The organism is Caballeronia sp. NCF2 (genome assembly GCF_023631205.1).
In the GTDB taxonomy this organism is placed as follows: Bacteria; Pseudomonadota; Gammaproteobacteria; order Burkholderiales; family Burkholderiaceae; genus Caballeronia; species Caballeronia zhejiangensis.
Genome location: NZ_JALQDN010000065.1, coordinates 89,987 through 115,305, shown reverse-complemented (window position 1 = coordinate 115,305; position 25,319 = coordinate 89,987). Strand labels below are relative to the sequence as shown.

General features: G+C 63.3%; 26 protein-coding genes. 15 read left to right on the top strand and 11 right to left on the bottom strand.

The features are described 5' to 3' along the window. Positions 1-2: 2 nt before the first annotated feature. The 4 genes from NCS02_RS26330 (at position 3) to epsC (ending at position 2,829) form a co-directional block, all read left to right on the top strand. Positions 3-734 carry an amino acid ABC transporter permease gene (locus NCS02_RS26330; RefSeq protein WP_008346762.1) on the top strand — a complete coding sequence of 244 codons (732 nt, stop codon included), beginning with the start codon at positions 3-5 and terminating at the stop codon, positions 732-734. Continuing rightward, on the top strand, positions 731-1,462 hold the full coding sequence (locus NCS02_RS26325; protein WP_008346760.1) for an amino acid ABC transporter permease: 732 nt from the start codon (positions 731-733) through the stop codon (positions 1,460-1,462). The genes NCS02_RS26330 and NCS02_RS26325 overlap by 4 nt, the downstream gene beginning before the upstream one ends. Before the next feature lie 53 nt (positions 1,463-1,515). Then, complete coding sequence (locus NCS02_RS26320; RefSeq protein WP_250520056.1) at positions 1,516-1,818, top strand: hypothetical protein; 303 nt, start codon at positions 1,516-1,518, stop codon at positions 1,816-1,818. Between the two features lie 75 nt (positions 1,819-1,893). Beyond that, on the top strand, positions 1,894-2,829 hold the full coding sequence (epsC, locus tag NCS02_RS26315) for a serine O-acetyltransferase EpsC (protein WP_250523352.1): 936 nt from the start codon (positions 1,894-1,896) through the stop codon (positions 2,827-2,829). 83 nt (positions 2,830-2,912) lie between these two features. On the opposite strand, the gene NCS02_RS26310 is transcribed toward epsC, so the two are convergent. Together NCS02_RS26310 and NCS02_RS26305 are read right to left on the bottom strand one after the other, a co-directional pair. Next, positions 2,913-4,115: an acyl-CoA dehydrogenase family protein gene (locus tag NCS02_RS26310; RefSeq protein WP_250479204.1), complete on the bottom strand. Its 1,203-nt coding sequence runs from the start codon at positions 4,113-4,115 to the stop codon at positions 2,913-2,915. Positions 4,116-4,149: 34 nt separating this feature from the next. Continuing rightward, positions 4,150-4,725: a peroxidase-related enzyme gene (locus NCS02_RS26305; RefSeq protein WP_250520055.1), complete on the bottom strand. Its 576-nt coding sequence runs from the start codon at positions 4,723-4,725 to the stop codon at positions 4,150-4,152. Positions 4,726-4,934: 209 nt separating this feature from the next. Here NCS02_RS26305 and NCS02_RS26300 point away from each other — a divergent pair, with 209 nt between their 5' ends. Then, positions 4,935-5,576: a peroxidase-related enzyme gene (locus tag NCS02_RS26300; RefSeq protein WP_175981605.1), complete on the top strand. Its 642-nt coding sequence runs from the start codon at positions 4,935-4,937 to the stop codon at positions 5,574-5,576. A 69-nt stretch (positions 5,577-5,645) separates the two neighbouring features. On the opposite strand, the gene NCS02_RS26295 is transcribed toward NCS02_RS26300, so the two are convergent. After that, positions 5,646-6,473 carry a MetQ/NlpA family lipoprotein gene (locus tag NCS02_RS26295; RefSeq protein ID WP_008346747.1) on the bottom strand — a complete coding sequence of 276 codons (828 nt, stop codon included), beginning with the start codon at positions 6,471-6,473 and terminating at the stop codon, positions 5,646-5,648. Positions 6,474-6,656: 183 nt separating this feature from the next. On the opposite strand from NCS02_RS26295, the gene NCS02_RS26290 reads away from it, so the two are divergent. Continuing rightward, positions 6,657-7,988, top strand: coding sequence for an LLM class flavin-dependent oxidoreductase (locus NCS02_RS26290; protein ID WP_250437293.1), 1,332 nt, complete (start codon positions 6,657-6,659; stop codon positions 7,986-7,988). 97 nt (positions 7,989-8,085) lie between these two features. Here the strand turns inward: NCS02_RS26290 and NCS02_RS26285 are convergent, their stop codons facing one another. Continuing rightward, positions 8,086-8,724: an NADPH-dependent FMN reductase gene (locus tag NCS02_RS26285; protein ID WP_033535800.1), complete on the bottom strand. Its 639-nt coding sequence runs from the start codon at positions 8,722-8,724 to the stop codon at positions 8,086-8,088. 248 nt (positions 8,725-8,972) lie between these two features. On the opposite strand from NCS02_RS26285, the gene NCS02_RS26280 reads away from it, so the two are divergent. The 8 genes from NCS02_RS26280 to NCS02_RS26245 all read left to right on the top strand — a co-directional run bounded on the left by NCS02_RS26280 (position 8,973) and on the right by NCS02_RS26245 (position 17,854). Further along, positions 8,973-9,560: a nitroreductase family protein gene (locus tag NCS02_RS26280; RefSeq protein WP_008346743.1), complete on the top strand. Its 588-nt coding sequence runs from the start codon at positions 8,973-8,975 to the stop codon at positions 9,558-9,560. Positions 9,561-9,696: 136 nt separating this feature from the next. Next, complete coding sequence (locus NCS02_RS26275; protein ID WP_250479202.1) at positions 9,697-10,488, top strand: EAL domain-containing protein; 792 nt, start codon at positions 9,697-9,699, stop codon at positions 10,486-10,488. Positions 10,489-10,603: 115 nt separating this feature from the next. After that, the gene (locus NCS02_RS26270) at positions 10,604-12,103 is read left to right on the top strand and encodes an ATPase domain-containing protein (protein ID WP_250520054.1); all 1,500 of its coding nucleotides are present in this window, start codon (positions 10,604-10,606) and stop codon (positions 12,101-12,103) included. Continuing rightward, positions 12,100-13,770, top strand: a complete 1,671-nt coding sequence (locus NCS02_RS26265; protein ID WP_250507764.1) for an ATP-binding protein — start codon at positions 12,100-12,102, stop codon at positions 13,768-13,770. Before NCS02_RS26270 ends, NCS02_RS26265 begins: the two co-directional genes overlap by 4 nt. A 170-nt stretch (positions 13,771-13,940) precedes the next feature. Then, positions 13,941-15,380: an ATPase domain-containing protein gene (locus NCS02_RS26260; protein WP_008346736.1), complete on the top strand. Its 1,440-nt coding sequence runs from the start codon at positions 13,941-13,943 to the stop codon at positions 15,378-15,380. Between the two features lie 13 nt (positions 15,381-15,393). Continuing rightward, positions 15,394-15,780 (top strand): response regulator, encoded by a 387-nt coding sequence (locus NCS02_RS26255; protein ID WP_250456952.1) that lies wholly within the window; start codon positions 15,394-15,396, stop codon positions 15,778-15,780. Positions 15,781-15,861: 81 nt separating this feature from the next. After that, on the top strand, positions 15,862-16,242 hold the full coding sequence (locus NCS02_RS26250; protein WP_008346733.1) for a response regulator: 381 nt from the start codon (positions 15,862-15,864) through the stop codon (positions 16,240-16,242). A gap of 37 nt (positions 16,243-16,279) precedes the next feature. Continuing rightward, the gene (locus NCS02_RS26245; RefSeq protein ID WP_250441470.1) at positions 16,280-17,854 is read left to right on the top strand and encodes a sensor histidine kinase; all 1,575 of its coding nucleotides are present in this window, start codon (positions 16,280-16,282) and stop codon (positions 17,852-17,854) included. A gap of 23 nt (positions 17,855-17,877) precedes the next feature. On the opposite strand, the gene NCS02_RS26240 is transcribed toward NCS02_RS26245, so the two are convergent. The 5 genes from NCS02_RS26240 to NCS02_RS26220 form a co-directional block, all read right to left on the bottom strand. Next, positions 17,878-19,020 (bottom strand): amidase, encoded by a 1,143-nt coding sequence (locus tag NCS02_RS26240; RefSeq protein ID WP_250479199.1) that lies wholly within the window; start codon positions 19,018-19,020, stop codon positions 17,878-17,880. Further along, positions 19,017-19,532 carry a nuclear transport factor 2 family protein gene (locus NCS02_RS26235; protein WP_250520053.1) on the bottom strand — a complete coding sequence of 172 codons (516 nt, stop codon included), beginning with the start codon at positions 19,530-19,532 and terminating at the stop codon, positions 19,017-19,019. Before NCS02_RS26235 ends, NCS02_RS26240 begins: the two co-directional genes overlap by 4 nt. A 14-nt stretch (positions 19,533-19,546) precedes the next feature. Next, entirely contained in the window at positions 19,547-19,921 is a 375-nt protein-coding gene (locus tag NCS02_RS26230; protein ID WP_250479197.1) for a tautomerase family protein, read from the bottom strand. A 79-nt stretch (positions 19,922-20,000) separates the two neighbouring features. Then, a complete protein-coding gene (locus tag NCS02_RS26225; RefSeq protein WP_008346726.1) occupies positions 20,001-20,501 on the bottom strand; it encodes an aromatic-ring-hydroxylating dioxygenase subunit beta in 501 nt (166 codons plus the stop codon). Further along, a complete protein-coding gene (locus NCS02_RS26220; RefSeq protein WP_250479196.1) occupies positions 20,498-21,781 on the bottom strand; it encodes an aromatic ring-hydroxylating oxygenase subunit alpha in 1,284 nt (427 codons plus the stop codon). The genes NCS02_RS26225 and NCS02_RS26220 overlap by 4 nt, the downstream gene beginning before the upstream one ends. Before the next feature lie 168 nt (positions 21,782-21,949). Here NCS02_RS26220 and NCS02_RS26215 point away from each other — a divergent pair, with 168 nt between their 5' ends. Next, entirely contained in the window at positions 21,950-22,870 is a 921-nt protein-coding gene (locus tag NCS02_RS26215) for a LysR family transcriptional regulator (RefSeq protein WP_008346723.1), read from the top strand. A 6-nt stretch (positions 22,871-22,876) separates the two neighbouring features. Here the strand turns inward: NCS02_RS26215 and NCS02_RS26210 are convergent, their stop codons facing one another. Next, positions 22,877-23,845 carry a PDR/VanB family oxidoreductase gene (locus tag NCS02_RS26210; protein WP_250479195.1) on the bottom strand — a complete coding sequence of 323 codons (969 nt, stop codon included), beginning with the start codon at positions 23,843-23,845 and terminating at the stop codon, positions 22,877-22,879. Between the two features lie 94 nt (positions 23,846-23,939). Continuing rightward, on the bottom strand, positions 23,940-25,250 hold the full coding sequence (locus NCS02_RS26205) for an MFS transporter (protein WP_250479194.1): 1,311 nt from the start codon (positions 25,248-25,250) through the stop codon (positions 23,940-23,942). Positions 25,251-25,319 lie beyond the last annotated feature (69 nt).

Sequence of the window (25,319 nt, the reverse complement as noted above, 5' to 3'; positions counted from 1 at the left end):
TCATGCATAGCTGGCTCGATCCGAAATATCTCGCGTGGCTGGAGCAGGGCTTCGCCGTCACGCTGATGTTGTCCGCCTGCGCGGCGATCTGCGCGACGCTGCTCGGCTTCGCGCTGGCCGTCGCGCGCACGTCGGGAAATGCGGCGCTCGCACGCGTCGCGGCATCGTATGTCTTCGTCTTTCGCAATTCGCCGCTGCTCGTCCAGTTGCTGTTCTGGTATTTCGGGGCGGCCGCGTTGCTGCCGTCCGAATGGATGACGTGGCTCAACACGCCGCATGCCGCGACGTTCGGGCCGTTCGTTTTGCGTTGGCCGAGTTTCGAGCTGTTCGCGGGCTGGATCGGATTGACCTGCTACACGACGGCGTTCATCGGCGAGGAGTTTCGTGCGGGTATGCGTGGCGTGAGTGCGGCGCAAGAGCAGGCGGCGGCCGCGCTCGGCATGAGCCGCTATGCCGCGCTGCGCTACGTGATCCTGCCGCAGGCGCTGCGCATCGCGACGCCGCCGCTCGCCGGGCAATACATGAACGTGGTGAAGAACTCGTCGCTGACGATGGCGGTAGGCGTCGCGGAGCTTTCGTACATGTCGCGTCAGGTCGATACCGAGTCCTTCAGGACATTTCAGGCATTCGGCACGGCCACGGTGTTCTATGTGCTGACCATCGCGGTCATCGAAGCGGCGCTGGTCGTGTGGCAGCGCACCGGCGTGCGCGCGCTGCGGCGAGTCCACGCATGAACGAGGTCGACTGGTTCGCGTCGCTGCGCTATCTCCTGCTGGGCGCGTTTCCTTCCGGACCGCTCGGCGGCGTTGCGCTGACGCTCGCGCTTTCCATTTCCTCCGCGATTCTTGCGGCGATCATCGGGCTCGCGGGCGGCATCGCGCTTTCGATGACACGCGGCGTCGCGCAGATCCTGCTGACCGCGCTCGTTGCGTTCTTTCGCGCGATTCCCGTGCTGATGCTGATTTTCTGGACCTTCTTTCTGATGCCGATTCTGCTGCACGTCAATGTGCCGGGCCTCGCGACCGTCGTATGCGCGCTCGCGCTGATCGGCGGCGCGTATCTGTCGCATTCGGTCCATGCGGGCATCGTGTCGATCGGCAACGGGCAGTGGCAGGCGGCGATGTCGCTCGGCCTCACGCGCTGGCAGGCGCTGCGCGAAGTCGTGCTGCCGCAGGCCGTGCGCGTGATGATGCCGTCGTTCGTCAATCAATGGGTCTCCCTCATCAAGGATACGTCGCTTGCCTATATCGTCGGCGTGCCGGAATTCACGTTCCTCGCCAATCAGCTCAACAACCGGTTGATGGTCTATCCGGCGCAGATCTTCCTGTTCGTCGGCTTCGTCTATCTGATGCTGTGCGGTGCGCTGCAAGCGCTCGCGCACGCACTGCTCTCGCGCCGCTCCGCAGAGCGCAGCCGGGTCCGCACGATGCCTGCAATGCAACGCAGAAAAGCTCGTTTGTGAAACGCGTCGCGCGGGCCTAGATTGATGTCATCGTCATTCGAAGGTAGCGAGTCATGGCGCATATCCTGACGTCTTGCTGGCACATGCTGTCCAACCGTTTCGAACGGTCGCGCGAGCGCCGCTTTCTGCGTGAAGCCAGACGCGCGATGAATGCGTGCGGGTGCGAAGCGCCGCGCACTTCTACGCGCGGCGACGGAGAGGCGAGCCGCGCGGAGCGGCTTGAACACATCGCGTTATTCGCGCAGGCGGGCTACTTCAACATGGGCCATGCGGTCGACATGTTTCAGCCGCCGGTCGAACCGCCGCTGTTTCGCTGCGATGCAGGCGGCGCGTCGACCGCTCGCTCCCATCGATGAGCGCGCGCGACGAATTTACCGCTCGCGCATCGCGCGCCCACGCGAGCTGACCCATTACATAGAAAGGACTGCACTGTGGCTGTATTCGACATCGACGACATCGTCCAATCGCTTCAGACAGTCCGCCAGCAGTGGCGCGAAGCCCAGAAGCGCTCGCTCGAACCGGGCGGGCGCGAGCTTCCCGCACGCGAGGCGCTTGGCGACATCATCGGCGCACTGAAAGGCGCGCTCTTTCCGATGCCGCTCGGACCGCCCGACCTGCGACAGGAAAGCGAAAACTTCTACGTCGGCCACGCGCTCGACTTCGCGCTGCAAGGGCTGCTCGTGCAGGCGAAGCTCGAACTGCAATACAAGGCGCGTCATCTGCCGCGCGACGATCACGCCGTCGAAACGCGCGCGAGCGATGCGATACGCGCGTTCGCGAAAACCCTGCCGCGCATTCGCAGTCTGCTCGACAGCGACATCCTCGCGGCCTATCAGGGCGACCCGGCGGCGGGCAGCGTCGATGAAGTGCTGCTCTGCTATCCCGGCATTCTCGTGATGATTCACCATCGCGTCGCGCACGAGCTCTACCGGCTCGGGTTGCCGCTGCTCGCGCGCATCGTCGCCGAACTCGCGCATGGGGAAACAGGCATCGACATTCATCCGGGCGCGCGCATCGGCTCGGGCTTTTTCATCGATCACGGCACGGGCGTGGTGATCGGCGAGACGGCGGTCATCGGCAATCGCGTGCGCGTCTATCAGGCGGTGACGCTCGGAGCGAAACGCTTTCCGCGCGACGCGGAAGGTCATCTGGAGAAGGGCCTCGCGCGTCATCCGATCGTCGAGGACGATGTGGTCATCTATGCGGGCGCGACGATCCTCGGACGCGTGACGCTCGGACGCGGCGCGGTGATCGGCGGCAACGTATGGCTCACGCACGACGTCGCGCCCGGTGCTTCGGTGACGCAGGCGCTTTCGCAAAGCGGTGAGGAAGGCGCGCGTGCGTCTGCAGTGGAGGTTGCGCGGTAAGCACTGTGATTCGCGAAGCGCAAGCCTGAATGCAGAAGTTCAAGCGCGCAACGCATGGAAGAGTCAACCATGCGCCGCGACGCTCACGCCTGACCGAGCACCCCGAGCCAAGCCTGACCGATGACTTCATGCGCCGCATCCGCGTTCGGCGGATGAAACGCGCCCGCGCGCACATCGCGATACAGCCGTTCCAGCTCGCTATGACGCGACAGCGAAGCCGCGCCTGCGATCTTCAGCGCGAGGTTCACCACGCGCAACGCGCCATCGACGGCATGCTGTTTCGCCGCAAGCAAGTGCGCGATCCACGGTTCGCTTTCGCCATAACCCGTCCACCAGCGCTCGGCCGCGCGCTCGACGAGCGCCTCGATGCTCGCAAGCTCGATGGCCGCCTGCGCGACCGCCTGCTGCGTCAGCGGCTTGTACGCATAAGTCTTGCCGCCGATGGCCGGCGATGCACGCTGCTTCGCCGATTCCACCGCGATGTCGAACGCGCGCTTCGCGATGCCGTAATAGACCGCGCCGAGACCGGGCAGCACCGCGCCGAGAATGCCATCGACGAAAGGATCGTCGGGAATGCCCGCGGGCAGCACGCGGATCACCTTGTCGCGCGGCGCGATGGCGCCTTCGAGCCAGGTATCGTCGCTGCGCGTCGCGCGCAGGCCGAGCGCATCCCAGGTCTGCACCGTGCGATGTCCCGCCGCGTCACGCCGGATGAACGCATGCACGATCTTCGGCGCTTGCGGATCGGAGTCGTCGATGCCATGCACGCCGAGCCAGTCCCATGCGGGCGCGAGCGAGGTGAAGATCTTGCGGCCGTCGAAGCGATAGCCGCCGTCCGGCAACGGCGTCGCCTTCACCGACGACCACGCGAGACCGAGATCGTTGCCCGGCTCGCCATGGCCTGCCGCGAACACCTTGCCCGCGCCCGCTTCTTCGAGAATCCATTGCGCGGACTTGTCGCCGCGCCGATACAGATGCAGCGCCGCGCCGACCCAGTACAGATGCATGTTCAGCGCAAGCGCCGTCGATGGCGCGCGGGCCGCGAGCCGCACCTGCTCGCGCAGCAGTTGCGGCAGCGTGAGGCCGAGTCCGCCGATTTCGATCGGCACCGTGGCGCGCAGGAAACCGGCTTCGTGAAGATCGCGCAGGTCGTCGGAGAAGAAGCGATTCTCGCGGTCATAACCGGCGGCGCGCTGGCCGATCGCATCGAGCAGCGCGTCGGACAGCAGATGCGAGGCATCAACCGGCGCGGGCGACGCGATGACGGGTTCGAGTACGGCGCTCATCGAAACTCTCCTGTGTGCGGATGCGGGATCGGCATTACGCGAGCGCCGAGAAATACTTCTCGTCGGGCACGACGCCGGCCGCGATGAAGATGCGGTTCGTATGGTTGAACCACGACGCGGTTTCGATCGCTTCGATGATATCGGCGTCGTCGAGGCCGAGCGCGCGCAGGCGGTCGAAGTCCTTACGGGTAATCGCGCGCGGCGATGTCGTGATGGTCTCGGCGATTTCGGCGAGCGCCAGTTGCCGCGCGGACAGATCCGCGAGGTGATAGTCGAGCGCAATGCGCCGGGCCTGCACGCGGTCGCCGAGCGCCTCGCCGAGCGCATGCGCGTGATGGATTGCGCACAGCCCGCAGCCGTTCGTGCGCGACACGATCACCGCGATCAGCTCGCGCTCGTCGAGCGGCAGTCGTCCGCCCGTCGCGCTGAAAAGTTTCTCGAAGTACTGCGTGAAGCGGCGCGCGGTATCGGCATTCAGGGACAGCGCCCGAATCCAGTTGTCGCCGCCGTGCTGCTCGACCAGTTGCCGGAGATCGTCGCTCAGCGCATCGTGCGTCGGAACATCGAGCCGTCCGATGACGTGCGTCTCAGTGCTCAGAACTTCTGCCATGTCACATGCCTCGCCTGGAAGGAGTGAAGAGAAGCTGCGGCTCATTATGCGCAGCGATCTTTCGTGCGATCCAATATCGATTTGCGATTTGCAATTCGGCGAGCGCGATGTGTCCAAACACCGATTAGCTTATGAAAAATCAGTCACACCGCTCGTCGGCGAGTGCGTTAATTTGGATGCCCGAACATAGCGCCAGGAGACTCCATACGATGTCCACTCTTGCACCTTCAGATCCGTTCGCCGATCAGCTGAATTCGGATGCCGATGCAATACGCGAACCGGTTTCCCGTTTCGGCTTGCCCGACGAGGCCCGCTTGCCGCCGCACGTCGCGGCGATCCACGCGAAGTTTCGCCGTCAGTATGGCTTCGTGCCCAACTGGCTTGCGGCGCTTTCCGTCAACCCCGATACCGCGTACCGGCTCGTCACGTTCTACGAGCATCTATTCGATCCGCACCGCAGCCATCTCACGGCAGCCGAGCGCGAGTTGATCGCGGTGGTCACGTCGGCCGTGAACGAATGCAGCTATTGCGTTTTCAATCACACGCAGGCGCTGGCGGCCGTCTCGGGCGATACCGTGCGTGCGCAGCGCATCGCGCAGGGCTTTCGCCATGTGCGGCTGTCCGTGAAGGAGGCGGCGCTCGCGGAGATCGCGGAGCGCCTCACGCGCGAGCCGGGCAGCATTCGCGATGAGCATCTGCAATGGCTGCGCTCGATCGGCTTCACGCAGCAGGCGGTGACCGAAGTGCTGGAGATATCGGCGTTCTTCAACTATGCGAACCGGCTGACCATCGCGTTGAATGTGGTGCCGGACGAACAGTTCTTTGCGGGCCGCGATCCGGCGACACTATGAAGCCGGGGCCTGTTTCCTTCCGAAAACAGGCCCCGCGTCCCGATGATCGGCGATGCTTCGCCGTCGCGTTCAATGCTGCGGCGCGTCTTCCCACGCCGGCAACGTCGCCCCGTGATACACGGAAAGAATCGACGACGCGACATTCGCCTGCTGATAGCTCTCGACCAGTGCCTTGACCCACGGCGCCTGCGCATCTTTCGCGTTCACCGCGATGAAGTTGCGATACGGATTGTTCGTCACCTTTTCCTGCGCGATGCGCTCCTGCGGAATCTGGATGCCCGCCTTGATCGCCCAATCGGTATTGACGACGGCGGCGTCGACATCGCCGATCGCGCGGCCGACGATACCCGCGTCCAGTTCCTTGATCTGCACATGCTTCGGGTTGCTCGCAATGTCACGAGCGGTCGGCAGCAGGCCGACGTTCTCGCGCAGCTTGATGACGCCGTTCGCCTGCAGGAGCAGCAGGGCGCGGCCTTCGTTGCTCGGGTCGTTCGGCACGCCGATCGACGCGTTCTGCGGCAGCGCGTCCACCGACTTCACCTTGCGCGAGTAGAGGCCGATCGGCTGCACATAGGTGAAGCCGACCGGCACGATGTCGTAATGGCGCGCCTGGATCTGCGCATCGAGATAAGGCTTGTGCTGGAACGAGTTGGCGTCGAGATCGTGCTGCGCGAGCGCCTCGTTGGGCTGCGTATAGTCGGAGAAGGTCGTGACCTTGACCGTGATGCCGCGCTTCGCGGCGTTGGCCGCGACGGTGCGCCAGACATCCTCGTCCTCGCCGGACATGATGCCGACCCGCACGGTCTGGTTCGCCGCGAACGACGGCTGCGCGCTCACGACGGCGCACGCGAGCAGGACCGGGAACAGGACAGTCTTGAATGAATGCTTGATCTTCACGAATGGACAGGCAGGCTGGTTGAAAGAAGCCGATGCTAGAGGCGCGGCGCGTGCGCGGCAAATAATATCGGGCGCTATGGATATGTCCCGTCGCATGATTTGCAAATGGTCAGCGCGATCGAGCGTGTTTGCGCGAGTTGGAGTAAGTTGACGCGGTTCGCCACTCCTTCATTCATCGACGCGATGCCACAGTCCCGACAACTCCATCTCGGCGCATTCATGCGTCCGGTGAGCCTGCACACCGGCGCGTGGCGCTATCCCGGCGCGTATCCCGATGCGAACTTCAACTTTCGACATCTGAAGCGGTTCGTTCAGACGCTGGAGAAAGCATGCTTCGATGCGTTCTTCATGGCCGATCATCTTGCCGTGCTGAACATGCCGGTCAACGCGCTCAAGCGCAGCCACACGGCGACATCGTTCGAGCCGTTCACGCTGCTGTCCGCGCTCGCTTCGGTGACCGAGCGCATCGGCCTGATCGCTACTGCATCGACGACGTTCGACGAGCCGTATCACATCGCGCGGCGGTTCGCATCGCTCGATCATCTGAGCGAAGGGCGCGCGGGCTGGAATCTCGTCACCACGTCGAACCCGGATGCCGCGCTGAATTTCGGCCGCGACGAACACATGGAGCACGACGAGCGCTATCGGCGCGCGCACGAGTTCTACGATGTCGTTACCGGTCTCTGGGATAGCTGGGCCGACGACGCCTTCGTGCAGGACACGCAACGCGGCCTCTTCTTCGATCCCGCGAAGCTGCACGTGCTCGATCACAAGGGCGAATATCTGTCGGTGCGCGGGCCGCTGAACATCGCGCGGCCGGTGCAGGGCTGGCCGGTCGTGGTGCAGGCGGGATCGTCCGAAGCGGGCAGGCAGCTCGCCGCCGAAACCGCCGATGCCGTCTTCACCGCGCAGCCGAATCTCGCCGCGGGCAAGCGCTTTTATGCCGATGTCAAAGGCCGGATGGAGCGCGCAGGCCGCGCGCGCGAGCATCTGAAGATACTGCCGGGCGCGTTCGTCGTAGTGGGCGACTCGCGTGACGAAGCGCAGGAAAAGCGCGCATTGCTCGACACTTTCGTGCATGACGACAGCGGTTTCGCGTCGCTGTCGATCGCGCTCGGCCACGATGTCTCGTCGTTCGATCCGGACGGCCCGTTGCCCGAGATTCCCGAAACCAACGCGAGCAGAAGTGCGCGCGAACGCGTCATCGACATGGCGCGCGCGGAGGGGCTCACCGTGCGGCAACTGGCGCAGCGTGTCGGCGGCTATTCCGGCTTGCAGATGGTCGGCACCGCGACGGATATCGCCGACGAAATGGAACAGTGGCTCGTCGAGGAAGGCAGCGACGGCTTCAACGTGATGTTCCCGTATCTGCCCGCGGGCCTGGATGATTTCGTCGCCAAGGTGGTGCCGGAGTTGCAGCGGCGCGGCATTTTCCGTCGCGCTTACGAGGGTTCGACACTGCGTGAGCATCTCGGCTTGCCGAGGCCGGCCAACCGTTTCTTCGCGCGCGGCTGATGCGCGCGGCATCGCGCGGAACGTGCGTCGGGATACCAAGCATCGTCCATCGTCGAAGCGCACGGATCGACCGTATGCTTTCGACGTCTTGCCTGCCTCAGCGCTGTGCGAGCGCGACTTCGCGAGTCACTGCATGCCACGCATCCGGCCGGTGCGAAGCGAACGCGAGTGCGAAGTTCGACGCCTGCTGTCCGACGGTAAACAACTGCTCGACGACCTTCGGATCGGAACAATGGTCGGCGCTTTCGAAGCGCGTTTCCAGCGTGTTGACGGCGGCGCCGAAGGGCGTCGGCCAGCCGCGCAGCGCATGCACGATCGAGCGCAGCGAGGTCAGCACCGTGCCCGCCGCCTGCCAGCCATAAGCGGTGACGATGCTGCCGACCGCGCGGCCGTCGAGATAAGGGCGCTCGTCGTTGCGCAGTTCTTCGAGTGTGTCGAGCGCGTTCTTCACGAGCCCGGAGATACCGCCGTGATAACCGGGCGTCGCGATGACGAGCGCATCGGCGTCGCGCACGGCTTCGATCAGTTCGCGCTGGGCGTCGGTGAGATCGCGCGTTTCGGGCGCGTAGTGGGGCAGGCTGTGCAGAAATGCGCCGCCGAACAGGCGCACGCGAGCGCCGGATTCTTCCGCGCCTTTGAGCGCGAAGCCCAGCGCGCGTTCGGTGGACGATGCAGGGCGCGTAGTGCCGCCGATGCCGACCACGAGCGGCCGGCGAATGGGTTCGATACGGGACAAGATAGCAACTCCGGATAAGGCGGAACAGCGCTCAGCGACTATTCAGCGGGCGGCTAAGACTGACCATGATAGTCGCCCGGATCGCCAAGCGGAAAGCACGAATCGAGCTAAGGATATGCGTGTACATGCCCGCGGCGCGGGAAGGCGGCTTATCGTCGGCGCCGATTTAATCAGCACGGGAAGTCATATCGCGTTCGCGCCGCACGGCTTATGCTGGAAGCCCTTTTTTATTTCGATCGCCAGAATCCATGACGCACCGACCCGCACCGACCGATATCGACATTCATCCTTTGCTCGCCGGACGATGGAGTCCGCGCGCCTATGGCGAACAGCCCGTCGCGCACGCCGATGTGCTTGCGCTGCTCGAAGCGGCGCGCTGGGCGCCATCGGCGTATAACGTGCAGCCCTGGCGCTTTCTCGTGTTCGAGAAGACCCGGAACGCTGCCGCATTCGAGGACGCCTTCGCCACGCTGGTTCCGTTCAACCAGACGTGGAACCGGAACGCGCAAGTGCTGATCGCGGTGCTCGCGGATACGCTCAACGCCAAGGGCGAGGTCAATCCGAACGCGAGCTACGATACCGGCGCCGCGGCGCTGGCGCTGCTGCTCGAGGCGCATGCGCGCGGCCTCGCCGCCCATTCGATGAGCGGCTTCGACGCGAAGGCCTTGCGGGACGCGTTCGGCATCGCGGAGCGCTACACGCCGCTCGCCGTGATCTCGGTTGCGCATCATGGCGATGTAGGCGTGCTGTCCGACGCGTTGGCCGAACGGGAGCAAGCGCCGCGCAAGCGGCTGCCGGTGGTCGACATCGCGCAGTTCGGCGGGTGGAAGAACTGAGTAAAGCGGGAGCGCGCCGCGACATGGCGCGCGACTGTGCAGCGCACGGTTTCTCGTCCGGGGTGTAAAGCCCATGTCGATTCGTGTCGATAAAGACTAGTCAAAACGTGCGCCGCGTGCGCGATCCGAAAAATTCATGAAAGATAAGCCAGCCATCCAGCTCGCGCACGGCGATGCGTCGCACAAGTGCACGGGTTGCCGCGTCCCCGATAGCGACGTCATCGATCTGGCCTTCGCGTTCCAGCCTATCGTCGATACGCGCAATGGCGTCGCGTATGCCCATGAGGCGCTGGTGCGCGGCCCGAACGGCGAATCGGCGGGATCGGTGCTCGCGCGGGTCGACGAAGCCAATCGCTACCATTTCGATCAACGCTGCCGCACCGTGGCGATCGAACAGGCCGCGTCGCTCGACATGAGCGGATTCCTGTCGATCAATTTCATGCCGAACGCGGTTTATCAGCCTGAAGCGTGTATCCGCAGCACGTTCGAGGCGGCCGAGAAATTCAAGTTCGCGACCGATCGCATCATCTTCGAGACCGTAGAGGGCGAGAGCGTCATCAGCCGCTCGCATCTGGTCGAGATATTTCGTGCGTACAGACGCTTCGGCTTTCAGACCGCCATCGACGATTTCGGCGCCGGCTACTCCGGGCTCACGCTGCTCGCCGAATTCCAGCCAGATTTCATCAAACTCGACATGGAACTGGTGCGCGGAATCGACACGGATTCGGTGCGGCAGAGCATCGTGCGGGGCGTGTTGTCCATGTGCGGCGATCTCGGCATCCGCGTGATCGCCGAAGGCATCGAAACCCGTGGCGAGCGGGACTTCTTCTTCGCGCAGGGCGTCACGCTGATGCAGGGATATTTCTTCGCGAAGCCCGCGTATCGCTCTCTGCCCGCGCCGACCGAAGACTGGACAGTCCAGTCCTGAGCGCGCGAAATTGCCGTTTCAGCCGTGCTTTTCGCAAAGCAAGCTGACTTGGCGACCAAACTCTTCAAGGCCGAAAAATTGCTAGGAGGTAAAAAACACCACTCAAAGGTCGGTTATGCCAGAGATCGTTCCACTGCCGCTCACGAAGACAGGAATCCCCGAACTCGATGTCGTTCTGCGCGGCGGGCTGCCGACGCATCGGCTGCATCTCGTCGAAGGGGCGCCCGGCACTGGAAAAACCACGATCGGCATGCGCTTCCTCATTGCGGGCGTCGAGAAAGCTGCGAAGTGCCTGTATGTCACCTTTTCGGAGTCGGAGCAGGAGCTTCGAAGCGCCGCAGCCACGCATGGCTGGGACATGTCCGGTATCGATATCTTCGAACTGATACCGGACGAGGCCAACGCATCGCGTCAGCAAACGGTGCTCTTTCCGTCGGAGGTCGAGTTCGACAGGACCATCGAACGGATCATCCGCCGCGTGGAGGAGACAGGCGCCGAGAGGGTCGTCATCGACAGCGTGTCGGAGTTGCACATGCTCGCGCAAAACAAGCTCGCCTACCGGCGGCAGATGCTCGAACTCAAGCGCTTCATGCAGGGAAGGGAGGTCACCGCCATCCTTCTCGACGACCTTCTGAGCGGAGAGGACGGAGAACTTCATAGTTTTGTCCATGGCGTTATCACGCTCCAACTGATCGAGCGCGACTACGGCGCCGCGCGCAGGCGGCTGCGGGTCGCAAAAATGCGCGGCATGAACTTCCAGAGCGGATGGCATGACTACATGCTCGTGCCGGGAGAAGTGCTCGTGTTTCCTAGCCTGATCGCCGACGAACATGCGAGTCTTCCCGGCGGAGCGCCGCTCGAAAGCGGCTTCGCGGACCTCGATCGCATTCTCGGCCACGGACTCGATCGCGGGACGACCACGATGATGATCGGTCCATCGGGTGCGGGAAAATCGTCGATCGCCTTGAGCTATGCGCTGTCGAGCGCGAACAACGGCGAGTTTGCGTCCTACTTCTCGTTCGATGAGACCTACGAGACATTCCTGCGACGCGGCCACAGCCTGGGCCTGAGCGCGGACGAGGCCATGGCGAGCGAGCGATTCTCGTGGCGGCGGATGAACCCGTCGCGTCTCTCGCCGGGCGAATTCGTGTGGGCCGTGCGCCGCGATGTCGAAGACCGCAACGCTCGCGTGGTCGTCATCGATAGCATCAATTCGTATCTGAGCACGATGCCGGAAGAGCGTTCGCTCGTGCTGCATCTGCATGAGTTGCTCACCTATCTGAATCGGCGCGGCGTCGTGACGATCATCGTGCTCGCTCAACAGGGCGTGGTCGGCGATGTCCAGAACCCGATCGACCTCAGTTTCCTCAGCGACACCGTGTTGCTTCTGCGCTTTTTCGAAGCCGCGGGCCGTTTGCGGCGCGCACTTTCGGTCATCAAACAGCGAACGGGCCTGCACGACAACGCGATCCACGAATATCAGCTTTCGTCGATTGGCGTGGAAGTCGGGCCACCGCTCGAAACCTTGCGCGGCATTTTCACCGGCGTTCCGACCTACGAAGGCGCCCGCGAAGACTTGATCGGCGAGGGCGACCAACCGGCTGACGCGTCATGATGCGTGACGAAGCGCCGACGACGGTGCAGGTGCTCGCGCCGGTCGGACAGGATGCGCGGATCATCGTCGAGACGCTGCGCGCCGGCGGCATCGATGCGCTCGAAATCGGCACATTGGCCGATATCTGCAAACAGCTTCGGCAAAACGACGGCATGAGCATCGCGGGGCTGCTGTTGACCGAAGAGTCGCTTTCCGAGCTGGCGCCGTCGGGCGATTTTGCCGACTGCCTCGAAAAACAGCCGCCGTGGTCGGACATTCCTATCTGCATTCTGACGGTGCCGGGCGATCGTCCGAGCACGGTGCAACGCTGGCGTCTCTTCGAAGCGCTCGGCAATGTCACGTTGCTCGCACGCCCGTTGACCGCGGAAGTGCTTCAAAGCGTGGCGCGCGGTCTGATTCGCGCGCGCGCACGGCAGCTTCAGACGAAACGGCATCTCGACGAGCTCAAGGACGCCGCGCAGCTTCTGGAACGGCGGGTCGCCGAGCGCACCGAAGAGCTGATGACGGCCGAAGAAACGCTTCGGCAAGCACAAAAGATGGAGGCGATCGGTCAGCTCACGGGCGGCATCGCGCACGACTTCAACAACCTGCTGCAGGTCATCAACACCAACATGGAGTTGACCAAGCTGCGCATGCGCCAGGGCCGTTTCGCCGACATCGAACGCTTCGTCCAAAGCGCGCACGATGCGACGCAGCGAGCCGGCGCGCTGACGCATCGGCTGCTTGCCTTCGCACGCAGACAAACGCTCGACCCCAAGGCGATCTCGCCGAACCGCCTGATCGACGGCATGCTCGATCTGATAAGGCGCACCTTGGGACCGTCCGTCGAAGTGAATGCGCGGCTCGAAGAAACCCTGCACACGACGTTGAGCGACCCGGTGCAACTGGAGAACGCCGTGCTCAACCTGTGCATCAACGCACGCGACGCCATGCCCGCGGGCGGCACGCTGACGATCCGCACGAACAACGTCTCCTTCAAGGGACGCCTTGCGCGCCTGCACGGTTTGAGCGATGGCGATTACGTCGTGATCGCTGTCGCCGACACGGGATACGGCATGGCAGCGGAAATCATCGACAAGGCGTTCGATCCGTTCTTCACCACGAAGCCCTTGGGGCAGGGCACGGGCCTGGGCTTGTCCATGGTGTACGGATTTTCGCGTCAGTCGGGGGGCAAAGTGTCGATCGAGTCGCAGGTCGGCAAGGGCACGACGGTGAGCATCTATCTGCCGCGACTGACGGATTCGAGACCGGAAGCCGAAGATTTGCCGGCGACGATCGTCCTGCCTGCTGTCGGAAAGCAGCGCACGGTGCTTGTCGTCGATGACGAAGCCGATATTCGCCTGGGCTGCACCGAAGTGCTGAAGGATGCGGGTTTCAATGTCATCGAAGCCAGCGACGGTCCGTCCGGGCTCGACATCCTCAATTCGAACGCGGAGATCGACATCCTGGTTAGCGACATCGGCATGCCGGGCATGAACGGGAAGGAGATGGTGGACCGGGCGCGATTCAGGCGGCCTGCCTTGCCGGTCCTTTTCATGACGGGATATGCGGAGAAATCGGTGTTCGGCAACGGCAGGGTCGAAGAGGGCGCGCACCTGCTGACGAAGCCGTTTGCGATCGAAGAACTCGTGCTGAAAATCAACGACATGATCGACGCAGAAGACTGACGCGCTCGACGTCGAGCCTGCGAGACGGGAACGCCGGAGCGTCGTCTTGCCCTGTCATTTCGAGTACACTGCCGACCTGAAGTGGCGGGATCGGAACCGACAGGTACGGAACGGCGGCGGCAAATGGGTAGCGATGCCCGGCTTGCCACCCAACATAATGGATCGACGCAATGGACAAACTCGCGCGGCTACGCAGCGAAGTTCCGGGACTTGACGATATCTGCGACGGCGGACTGATAGCGGGCTCGTCTTATATCGTGCAGGGACGGCCGGGAGCGGGAAAAACCATCCTCGCCAATCAGATTGCCTTTGCGCAAGCCCGTCAGGGACACAAGGTTCTCTACATCACGCTGCTCGCGGAATCGCACGACCGGCTGTTCCAGTCGCTATCGGCGCTGAGTTTCTACGATGCAAGCCGCCTCGGCAAGGATCTGACTTACCTCAGTCTTTTTCGCACGCTTCGCGAGAAGGGACTCGATGCGCTGGTCGCATTGCTGCGCTCCGAGCTCGCGCGCACGCAGGCCAGCATTCTCGTGCTCGACGGATTGCTCAATGCCCGCGAAAGCAGCGAAACCAATCTGGACATCAAGACCTTCGTCGCGGAATTGCAAGGTCATGCTGCGTTCACCGGTTGCACGGTTCTCTTCCTGACCAGTGCCCGGATCGACGAATCCAGTCCCGAACACACGATGGTCGATGGCGTGCTGCACCTCGAGGAGAACCTGTTCGGGTCGCGCACCGTACGGCACATTCGCGTTGCGAAATCGCGCGGCAGCCGTGCGCTGAGCGGCTTGCATCTCTATGAAATTTCGGAGCGCGGCATCGCCGTATTCCCTCGCCTCGAAGCCGCTCTCGCTCGACCGTCCACGCAAGAGACCGTCGGGTTGACGAAGGTCGCCACGGGTACGGGCGGGCTCGACGAACGGCTCGGCGGCGGTTTGCCTGCCGCCTCGATGTCCGTCGTGGTGGGGCCAGCCGGCAGCGGCAAGACGACCTTCGGAATCGGCTATCTCAACTGCGCGACCGTCGAGCGGCCTGCCGTGCATTTCGGTTTCTATGAAACGCCGGAGCGGCTGTACGCGAAAGCGAAGGCACTGGGTCTCGATCTGCAAACGCTCGTCGAAAAGAAGGCGCTGTGCATGTTGTGGCGCCCGCTCACCGAAAATCTTCTCGACAAGCTCGCCTACGAGCTGCTCGACGCGGTTCGCACGACGCGCGCAGAACGTCTGTTCATCGACGGCCTCGCCGGTTTCGAACGCGCGACCGTCGATCCGCATCGCATGGTCGAATTCTTCGCCGCGTTGAGCAACGAACTGCGCGCGATCGGCGTGACGACGGTGTGCACCTGGGAAACGAAGGAACTGTCGGGGCCGTGGCGCACCAATCCATCGCCGGAAATCCTGTCGCAGATCGACAATGTGATCGAGATGCGCCATCAGGCGGCGGGTGGTCCTTTGCGACGCAGCATCACGGTGCTCAAGGTGCGCGACAGCCTCTTCGATACATCGACCGCGGAAGTGCAGATTTCCGGACTCGGCGATGGGCTGCACGTCACGGGAACGATGTCCACGGCGCGAGGCGCAATGGGCGACGACGCGAGCGGACGATAGCCAGGCTGCGCGCATGGCTAATCTTGTCGTCGTGGACGATGAACCTCTCGTTACCGATTTCCTGAAGTTCCTGCTGCAGGACTTGGGGCACGTCGTGCATGCTGCTTCGAACGGCGCGGACGGGTTGCAGACGATTCAGCGCATCAGACCGTCGCTCGTGGTGACGGATTTCATGATGCCCGTCGGTTCAGGCGTGGACCTTGCGCGAGCGCTCAGCGGCGACGATGACTTCCGGCGGATTCCGATCGTCCTGTGCAGCGCCGCCCCGCACGCGATCGATCCGGCCGATCGGGCGTTGTTCGCGGCAATACTGCAAAAGCCTTATCCGCCGTATCGTCTGATCGAACTGGTGACATTGCATGTTGAAAGAGGCGGCGCCGGATTGCGCGGCCAGCCGTAGTGACGAACAAGCAGGATACTGAGGATTTGACTCAGTCCCGCGCCGGGATTCCAACCGTTTTTGTATGGCTGTGAGCGGTCCATGACGCGTGTCCTTCTCGTTGATGACGAACCTGATCTGCTCGAAGCGTGGAGCTTCGCGCTCGAATATTCCGGCTACGAGGTGGAGCGCGCGCGCGATGGACGAGAGGCCATTGCCGCGATGCAACGCTCGGTGCCCGACCTGCTCATCACAGACCTGATGATGCCCGGCATGGACGGAGAGGCATTGTGCCGGGCCGTTCGCGAGCGGCCGGAATGGGCGGCGATTCCCATCGTGCTGCATACGTCCGCCCATGTGGCTCGGCCAAGCGGCATCGTTCTCTGGAACGCCTTGCTCAGAAAACCGGCCTCGATGGACCAGTTCCTGAAGACCGTTGCCGAACTCACGCAGGGATTTGGACAAGGAGAGGATCGATCGTGACGAAGCGTCCTCTGGCAACATCACCACGGCTCTTCCGATGACCGACTCGACTTCCCGTTCGGCGGAAGCGAGCGCTGTCGGCACGGCCGACCGGGCGATCTTCGACCGCTTGATCGAGCCGTATCTCATGCTCGATCAGGGCCTGAGAGTCGTGTTCGCGAACCGGGCATGGCTTGCGATGTTCGGCGAGACCGAAACGGCTTTGGGGCAATGCGAACATCTGATCCGCGCGCTCGTGGCGAATCTGCACCCGGGTCAGCGACGCCTCTCGCCCGCTTTCAGCCTGGACACGCCGGATCGCGCCGCCACGCACGAACAGCCGTCGCGGTACTGGCAGATTCACGTCTCGCATCTTCCCGCGACCGCCGATGAACCGCCGCTCATCCTGCTGCGCTTCGATGACGTCACGATGCACACGCTGGCGACGCGCACGGAACGGCGAGAGAAAGCGCGACTGCGCTCGCACGCGCGGCTCCGGCAGATTCTTGCGAGAGAAGCCGAGCAGCGCCTGCACGATCATCGCGTTCGGTTCGAACGGGCGTTGGCTTTCGCTGGCGTGGGCGCGTGGGAGCTCGACGTCGGAACGGGCGCGGTGCATTGCAGCGAACAATGCGTCGAAGATCTCGGCTTGCCGGACATCGCCGGGCTGGATCGGCAAAAGCTGTTCATCGAGCAGCCCGATCCGGTTGCGGAGCACTGGCAGGCGCTGCAAGCCAAACGAAGCTTCGAGTGCGAACGATGCATCGATGGAGCGCGTGGCCGGCGCTGGGTCCTGATTCGCGGCACAGGGCAGTTCGCGGACGACGGCACCATGCAGTCGGTGATGGGCTTCACGCTCGACATCACGTCGCGCAAGGAACGTGAGCTCGAGCTGTCCGCGACGGCCGGCGAGGAACGTTCGGGGCGCGAGCGCAGCGAAGCGCTCGCCAAGACAATGGATCATTTCATCGCGGCCGTCAGTCACGAGTTGCGCTCGCCTTTGAACGCGATCGTCTCGTGGGCGGAACTGCTGCAGGTCGTCGCCGATCCTTCACACGTCGCGCGGGCGGGCGAAGCGATCCGCCGCAACGGCCGCCAGCTGTCGCATATGGTCGACGATCTGCTCGATAGCGGCGCGGTCGTTACCGGCAAGCTCTCGGTTCATCTGCAGCCGGTGGATATCGGTGCGCTCGCGCTCAACGTCGTCGAAGACATCCGCAAGACCGCGGAGCACAAGGGCCTGCGATTGCAGACGCCGCACGTCGAGCCGTGCATCGTCATGGCGGATGAAAGCCGCCTCGAGCAAGTCGTCTGGAATCTGCTCACGAACGCGGTGAAATTCACGGACGCGGGCAGCGTGTCCATTTCCGTGAGCACATCGGACGGCCAGGCGGTGCTGACCGTTCAGGACACGGGGCGCGGCATTGCACCCGATGCGCTGCCGGACGTCTTCGACCGCTTTCAGCAGATCGCGCCGCAGTCGAGCGGACGCGTCGGCGGCCTGGGGCTCGGACTGTGGCTCGTCAAGAACATCCTGAGCCTGCACGGCGGAACGGTCGATGTTGCGAGCGCCGGACGCGGGCAGGGCGCGACTTTCACCGTGCGTCTGCCGCTCGACTCGAACTTGCGTTGAGAGGCGCACGGCTCGTCGGCTCGTTACGCATGCGGAGCGAGCATCGCTTCGATGTATGCGGCCACCGCGCACACCGTCTCGTCATCGCCTTTGCGGCCGACAATCTGCAATCCCGCCTTGAGCGACGCCCCTTCAACCGGAACCGGTAACGTAAGCGCCGGATGTCCGCTCAGGTTGAAAGGCCGGATAAGCGACGACATTGCGATCACCGGAGTGCCCGCGCGCGCGGCCTCGATCGTGATCGGCAGCGATGGCATGGTCGGAAGAATGAGGACGTCGGCGTCCGCCAGCACGCGATCGACCTCGTCCGTGAAGTCGCGACGTATGCGCTCGGCTGCATCGAGCTCGGATACCGGCGTGTTCGCGGCGGCGCTCAACCGCGCCAGGATATCCGGGCCAAGCTTTCCGCTGCCGACGAGATGACCGAACGCGCGCCACGTCTCGGCGTTGATGACGGCGAGACCGGCCGTGAACGCATCCTGAATGGATTCGAGCTGCACGGCGCGCGACGCGAGTCCGCTGCGCGCGACCGCGCTCGCCACCGCGTCGCGGATCCGACCTTCGGCTTGCACATCGGGCAACGCGACGCGTATCGCTGTCACGTCGCGGCGCGCACGGCCGCCCTGAAATGACGGATCGATTGCGAGCATTACGTCGATGACCGTGTTCATCTCCCGTGCAAACGGGCCGACACAGTCGAGCGACGTCTGGCGCGGCGCGACACCTTCACGCGACACGCGCCCGAAAGTCGGCTTCAGGCCGATCACGCCGCAGCATGCCGCGGGGCAACGCACGGAGCCGCCGGTATCGGTGCCGAGGGCGGCATCGACGAGCCCGAGCCCCACCGCCGATGCCGAGCCGCTCGACGATCCGCCGGGAATGCGCGCCGGATCTTGGGGATTGACGGGCGTGCCGCTGAAGTCGTTGAGGCCTGTCATGCCGAACGCCAGTTCGTGCATGTTCGCCTTGCCTGTAATGCGCCAGCCCGCATCGAGCAGCCGCTGCACGACTTGCGCGTGGCGCGGTGCGGGCGGCGCATCGGCGAGTGCGCGGCTGGCCGCGGTCGTCGGATAGCCGGCTATGTCGATACTGTCCTTGATCGCGATGGTCGGTGCATCCGCGGCGGCATGCGTCGCGAGATCGAATTGCTGCAAAAAGGCGCTCATGCACGGACTCCTTGCGCGGGGTTGAGTTGCCAGGGCGCGTCGAAAAGGCGTTCGGTGCGGAAGTGGCGAATCAGCCAAACGTCTTCATCGTGAGGCGACGGAGTGAAATCCACATCGAGCCGCGCCGAGATGAGCTCGGCGTTTGCATCGACATATCCGGATGCCTGCAACATGATCCAGCGGCCCTTCGCCGTATCGCCTTGTACTTCGATATGCTCGCTCGTCAGGAAGTGAACGTTGGTCGCGAAGTGCGGCGTGGGCGGCAGGTAGCGTTGCAGCATCGCGACGATAGCGTTCGGCCCCGCCAAGCGGCCGAACTTGTCCGCATACTGTGGACCGATGCCTTCCCACACGGCGTAATCGCTGAAGAGTGCCGTCAGCGATTCCCCTTCGAGCGCGCGTGCCGGCACATCGCAGAGCGCCATGTATCGGGCGATGGTCTTGCGCACCGCGTTCTGCGCTTCGAGCACGCGCAAGCGCTCCTGCAGGCTCTCGATGATTTTGTCCGTCATGGCTTCACGTATTCTTATCGGCCCAAGGCGCGAGCGGTCTTTCCGCCCAGGCCGAAATCGGTATTCGGGATGTCTTTGATCATCACGCGCGTGGACTGCAAGGGCACATTCAGCACGGAAGCGCCGGTCTCCGACAGATGCGCGATCAGCGCTTCTTTCTGCGTCTGCGTGCGGCCAGCAATCAGGATCGCGATGATGACGGGCAATCCCGCCGCGCTGACTTTGCCGCCGAGGCCGCTGTCGGATGCGGGCAACTCCGACAGCAGAATGCGCACGGATTCGGCCGGCGCACCGATCGCGTCGACGGTCGCTTGCGTGAGCCCTTGAATGAGCGATGCCTTGCGTTCGTCGGCGTGACCTTGAGGCAAATAGACTTCGAGTGTTGGCATGAACGTAGCGAATTGGATAGCGCGCGCATCGCTGAAGGCAATGACGGACGACCGACATCGACACGACGCGCGCATGACTTCAAAGCAGAAAGCCGATGGCGCTCAGCGCCTCGGTCGAGTCGATCAGGCGGATCACCTTCTCCGACAGACGCGGCTCGCCGCTCGACATATCGATCTTGTGCGTCAGGTCGGCAGCAAAGATCGTGGACAGACCGCGCTTGTAGGCAATCACGATCTGCGAGGACTTGACCTCGACGAGGTCCGCGCTGTCGCCAGAGAGCGTGAAGCGCGACACCGTGCGTACCGTGCGCGCCGCATCGGAGGCCGACGCCGAAAAGCCGGACGTCATACGCTGCACGCGCAACTCGCGCATGTGATGGTCATCGTATGCGTAGTTGAGCGTGGACGCGTAGTCGGTCGTCCGCGGATCGATCGGCACGACGTAATGGCCTTTCGGGTCCCACATATCCAGCCAGGCGCGATAGTCCCGGCGGTCGAGCAGTTCCGCTTCCCGCCAGATGAATGCGATCGCGCGCGCCAAGGTCTGGTCCGTGAAGAGTGCGTTGCGTTCGTCCATCATGCTTGCTCCATCATCGCGCGCCATTGTCTGTAGGCTTCGCGCATGCCGGTTTCGTCGGTCGAATGCGCGGTCTTCTCACCGTTCGGTGCGGTCGTTTCGCGGTTGAGGCCGCGGTTCACGAGGATAGGTACGTCAGGGCCGGCGTATGAGCCGCGCTGCACGCGCTCCCACGCTTCGGCGTCGTCAGGGCTGCCGAAGCCCAACGGGCCCTGGAAGTGCTCGTGCATGCGCAAGCGCGCGCGATTGGCTTCCTCGGGGCCGCCGTCCATTCCCAGCGCGACATGGCGGATTTCCGTTTCCACCGCGGAAATCGGGCGCAGCACGCGGAAGAACGCCATCGAAAGCGCGAGGTTCGGAAACAGATTGAGGTTGAAGCCGACGCCCATCAGCGAACGCACGATGCGGCGCACTTCTTCGGGCGTGTGTTTCTCTGCGAGTTGCGCGGCGAGTTCATTGAAACGTTCGGGCAGCGGCGCGCCGTCGTCCTGATCGAGATCGACGAATTCCGGCATCAGCACGGCAAGGCTGTGACCATTGTCGAGCGATCGGCAGAACGCCTTGTCGCTCGTCATGAAGCTCGTGATGACGGCGGCCGTTTCATCGTCGATGGACTTCATCCATGACTTATGGACGACGGGAAAGTGATACAGGTCCGTCGTGTTCTCGAGCTGGATCTTCCAGTTGCCCTTGAACCTGAACTTGTGCTCGCCATTCGCCTTGATGGGGTAGCCCGCGCCCTGCTTCATGAAAAGATCGATCCACGGTTTGGCGCCGCCGAGGAAGTCCTCGAGCGGTTCGATCGATTCATCGAAGCTCGCGAAAATCAGCCCTTGATAAACGCCCACGCGCAGCTTCTTGAGCGGCAGATCGCCTTTCTCGCACACGCCTTCATAACCATCGCCGTAGGGCAGGGCGCGCAGCGTGCCGTCGAGCGCATAGGACCAGCTGTGATACGGGCATGTGAAACCCTTGGCGTTGCCCTTGTGCTCTTCGCAGACGGTCGCGCCCCGATGACGGCAACGGTTCTGCAACACGTTCACGGTTCCGGTCTTGTCGCGCACGACGATGACCGGCTGACGGCCGATGGTCGTCGTCACGAAGTCGCCGGGCTTCGGCAACTCGCTGTCATGCGCAACCCACACCCACGTCTTGTAGAAGATGCGTTCGAGTTCGGCCTCGAACAACTCCGGATCGTAGTAAAGCGAAGGCGCAATGCGATCGGACTCCGCGCGCCTGGCGAGCGCGCTGGTGTCGATGGTCTGATAGGTCGGCGTACTCATCGTATTCCTCGGAGAAGTTGAGTGGCTGATCGAACGACTGACGCGAGCTTGGCTGGGCGCTCGGCAAATCCTCTCGTTGACATCAGTCTCGCTTTTCGAGGATCATGCGTCAAATCGATTAAAAACAGGTCGTTCAATCAGTGCGGCCTATATCTCGGACGGCCCGTCATGACATCCATCGACCATATCGATCTGAATCTGCTGCGCGTTTTCCAGGCTATCGTGGAAGAGCGCAGCCTGACGCGCGCAGGCGAGCGTCTCGCGCTCTCTCAACCGGCGGTCAGCTATTCGCTCGGGCGATTACGCACCTTGTTCGACGACGCGCTATTCATCCGCACGCGCACGGGCATGCAGCCCACGCCCGTCGCGCTGGAATTGGCCGAGATCGTCGGGCGCGCGCTCGACACCGTGCGGCAGGCGTTGCGTTACGCCGAGCGTTTCGATCCGGCGACGAGCACGCGTACCTTTCGCCTGTCGCTCTCGGATGCGGGGGAGATGGCGTATCTGCCGGCGATCTGCGCCGCGTTGCACGATGCCGCGCCGCGCGCGAAGCTGGTGGTCGAGCCGTTGCCGGTCGAAGAAATCGAAGAAGCGTTGCGCGCGAGCCGGCTGGATTTCGCGATCGGCAACTTGCCGTCGCTATTGCCGCGCACGCGCCATTGCGTGCTCTTCGAGGAATCGTATGTATGCATGACCCGCAAGCGCGACGATCTGCCCGAAGGCACGAAGCTGAAACTCGCGCAGTTCCTTGCCGCGTCGCACGTTCAGGTTCGCTCGCTCGAACACAGCCATGACGCGCTCGACGATGCGCTGCGCGGACGAGGCGTCGGACGCAATATCGCGCTGGCGTTGCCGCATTTCGTGGCGGTGCCCGGCGTGCTGGCTGCAACGGATCTGTTCGCCACGCTGCCGGAAAAGCTCGCGCATATCCTCAACAGAGGCGAGGCGTTCAACATTTACGCGCTGCCTGTACCGTTGCCGAGAGTGGCCGTGACGATGCACTGGCACGAACACTTTCACGACGACGAAGGCAACGCGTGGATGCGCGCCCTGATGACCGACACCCTCGCGAGCTTCAAGACGATGTGATTTCGCTCAGAGATCGAGCACCAGCACGGGCGAACGGGAACGCGACACGCAGCAGCAAATCACGCTGTTGCTCGCGCGTTCCGCTTTGCTCAAACAGTGATCGCGATGCTCGGGCTCGCCGCTCACGACATCCACCATGCACGTACCGCAAACGCCTTCGCCGCACGAGGTATCGACTTCTATGCCGATGGAGGCGAGCGCATCGACGATCGACGTGCTCTTGTCCACGCGAACCGTTTGTCCGCTGCTTGCGAGTTGCACCTCGAAGCTGTCCAACGAGGCTTCGGCCGTGGCAATCGGCTCGGCTTTGAAGCGCTCCAGATGGATCGCATCCGCGGGCAGGCGAGCTTGCGCCGTCTCGACCACGGCATCCATGAAGGCGCTCGGCCCGCATGTGTAGACATGTGCGTTCGGACCGGCATCGCGGATACATTCGTCGAGCTTGTCGCGCTGCTCGTGCCGCTCGACGCCGAAATGCAGCTTCACGTACGCGTTGAACGGGGCACGCGTCAGCAAGGTCATGAATGCCGCATGCGCCTCGCTGCGCGCGAAGTAATGCAGCGTGAAGCGCGCATTGCTCGCGACGAGCCGATAAGCCATCGACAGCAAGGGCGTGATGCCGATGCCCGCGCCGATCAGAATGTGCTCGCTTGCGGCCGCGTGAAGCTGGAACAGATTGCGCGGCGCGCCGACGGAAAGCTCGGAGCCCACGGTCACTTCCTCGTGAAGCGAGCGTGAACCGCCGCGCGATTGCGCTTCCTTCTTGACCGCGAAGATCTGCGTCCGGAGACATGCCGGATCGCCGCAGAGCGAGTATTGACGCGTGACACCCGAGGGGCCGGTCACATCGATATGCGCGCCGGGCTCATAGGGTTCGAAGGGCGCGCCGTCGATTCGCGAGACGCTGAACGAGCGCACGCCGTGCGCTTCCTCGCGCAACGCGTCGACTCGGACTTTCACGGTTTGAGCTTGCATGATCGCCTTCCTTTCGATGTGTTTCCCACAACCATGCATCGATCTTAGAGCCGCACGCCGAATAAGAAAAATAGGCTAAAAATCGTGTATCGCATCAATGTGACTGATGACGCGTTTCGTGCGTGAAGCGCAGCGTGACGACCGTCACGAGACTGAGCGCGATGAGAAACACCGCGACGGGCCAGGACGCGTGATAGTGCGAAAGCAACGCGGTCGCGAGGAGCGGCGACAGACCGCCAGCGAAAATCGAAGCCACTTCATGCCCGAGCGCAACGCCCGAGTAGCGCACTTCCGTGCTGAACAATTCGCCGACGAGCGCAGGCAAGGTGCCGATCATCGCGCCGTGACAGACGGCCGTGCCAAGCACCAGCGCAAGCCAGATGAGCGGTGTCGAATGCGTGTCCAGCAGCCAGAAGAACGGGAAGGCCATCGCCGCGAGCGATGCGGCGCCGATCATATACACGGGCTTGCGTCCGATGCGATCGGAGAGCTTGCCCCACAGCAGCATCGCGATCATTTCGACGACCATCGCGAGCATGACGCCGGTGAGCATCGTCGAATTCGGAATGCCGATGAACTTGCCGTACACCAGCGAAAACGCGAGAAAGATGTACGCGCCGCCGTTCTCCGCGACGCGCAGGCCGATCGCCATCAGTATTTCCTTCGGATGACGCTTGATCGCTTCGAGCACCGGCATATGCGACGTCTTGCCCGCTTCTTCCGCGTTCTCGAAGTCGCGACTCTCAGGCAGGCTATGACGAATGTAGACGCCGAGCGCGAAGATCACGATGCTCGCGAGAAACGGCAGGCGCCATCCCCACGAGATGAACTGATCGTGCGGCAAGGCCTGCACCGCGAGAAACGCCGCCGAGGAAAGAACGAAACCGCCGCCGACGCCGAGCTGACTCCACGCCGCGTAATAGCCGCGCCTTTCAGGCGGCGCGTTCTCGCTGATCATCAGCACGCCGCCGCCCCATTCGCCGCCGGACGCGATGCCTTGCAGCAGGCGAAGTGCGACGAGCGCAACAGGCGCCCACAGACCGACGTGATCGTAAGTCGGCAACAGGCCGATGCCGAACGTCGCGAAGCCCATGATGAGCAATGTCCAGACGAGCGACGCGCGCCGTCCATAACGGTCGCCTATATGGCCGAACACGATACCGCCGAGCGGCCGTGCGACGAAGCCCATCGCGAATGCCGCGAACGCGCCGAGCGTGCCGATCAGCGGGTCCGCATTGGCCGGAAAAAACAAACTGCCGAACACGAGTGCGGCCGCCGTTCCGTACACGAAGAAGTCGTACCACTCCATCGCGTTGCCCGCGACGGACGCAATGACGATACGTCTGAGCGTGCGATCCGGCATTGCCGCGCTGGTTTCGGCGGTCGAGGTATGAACTGTTGCCATGTCTGCTCGCATTGAATGAGAAGGGCTGCAGCCTCCTTGAGGCTTCGCATGACAAACAGTGTCGTGGCG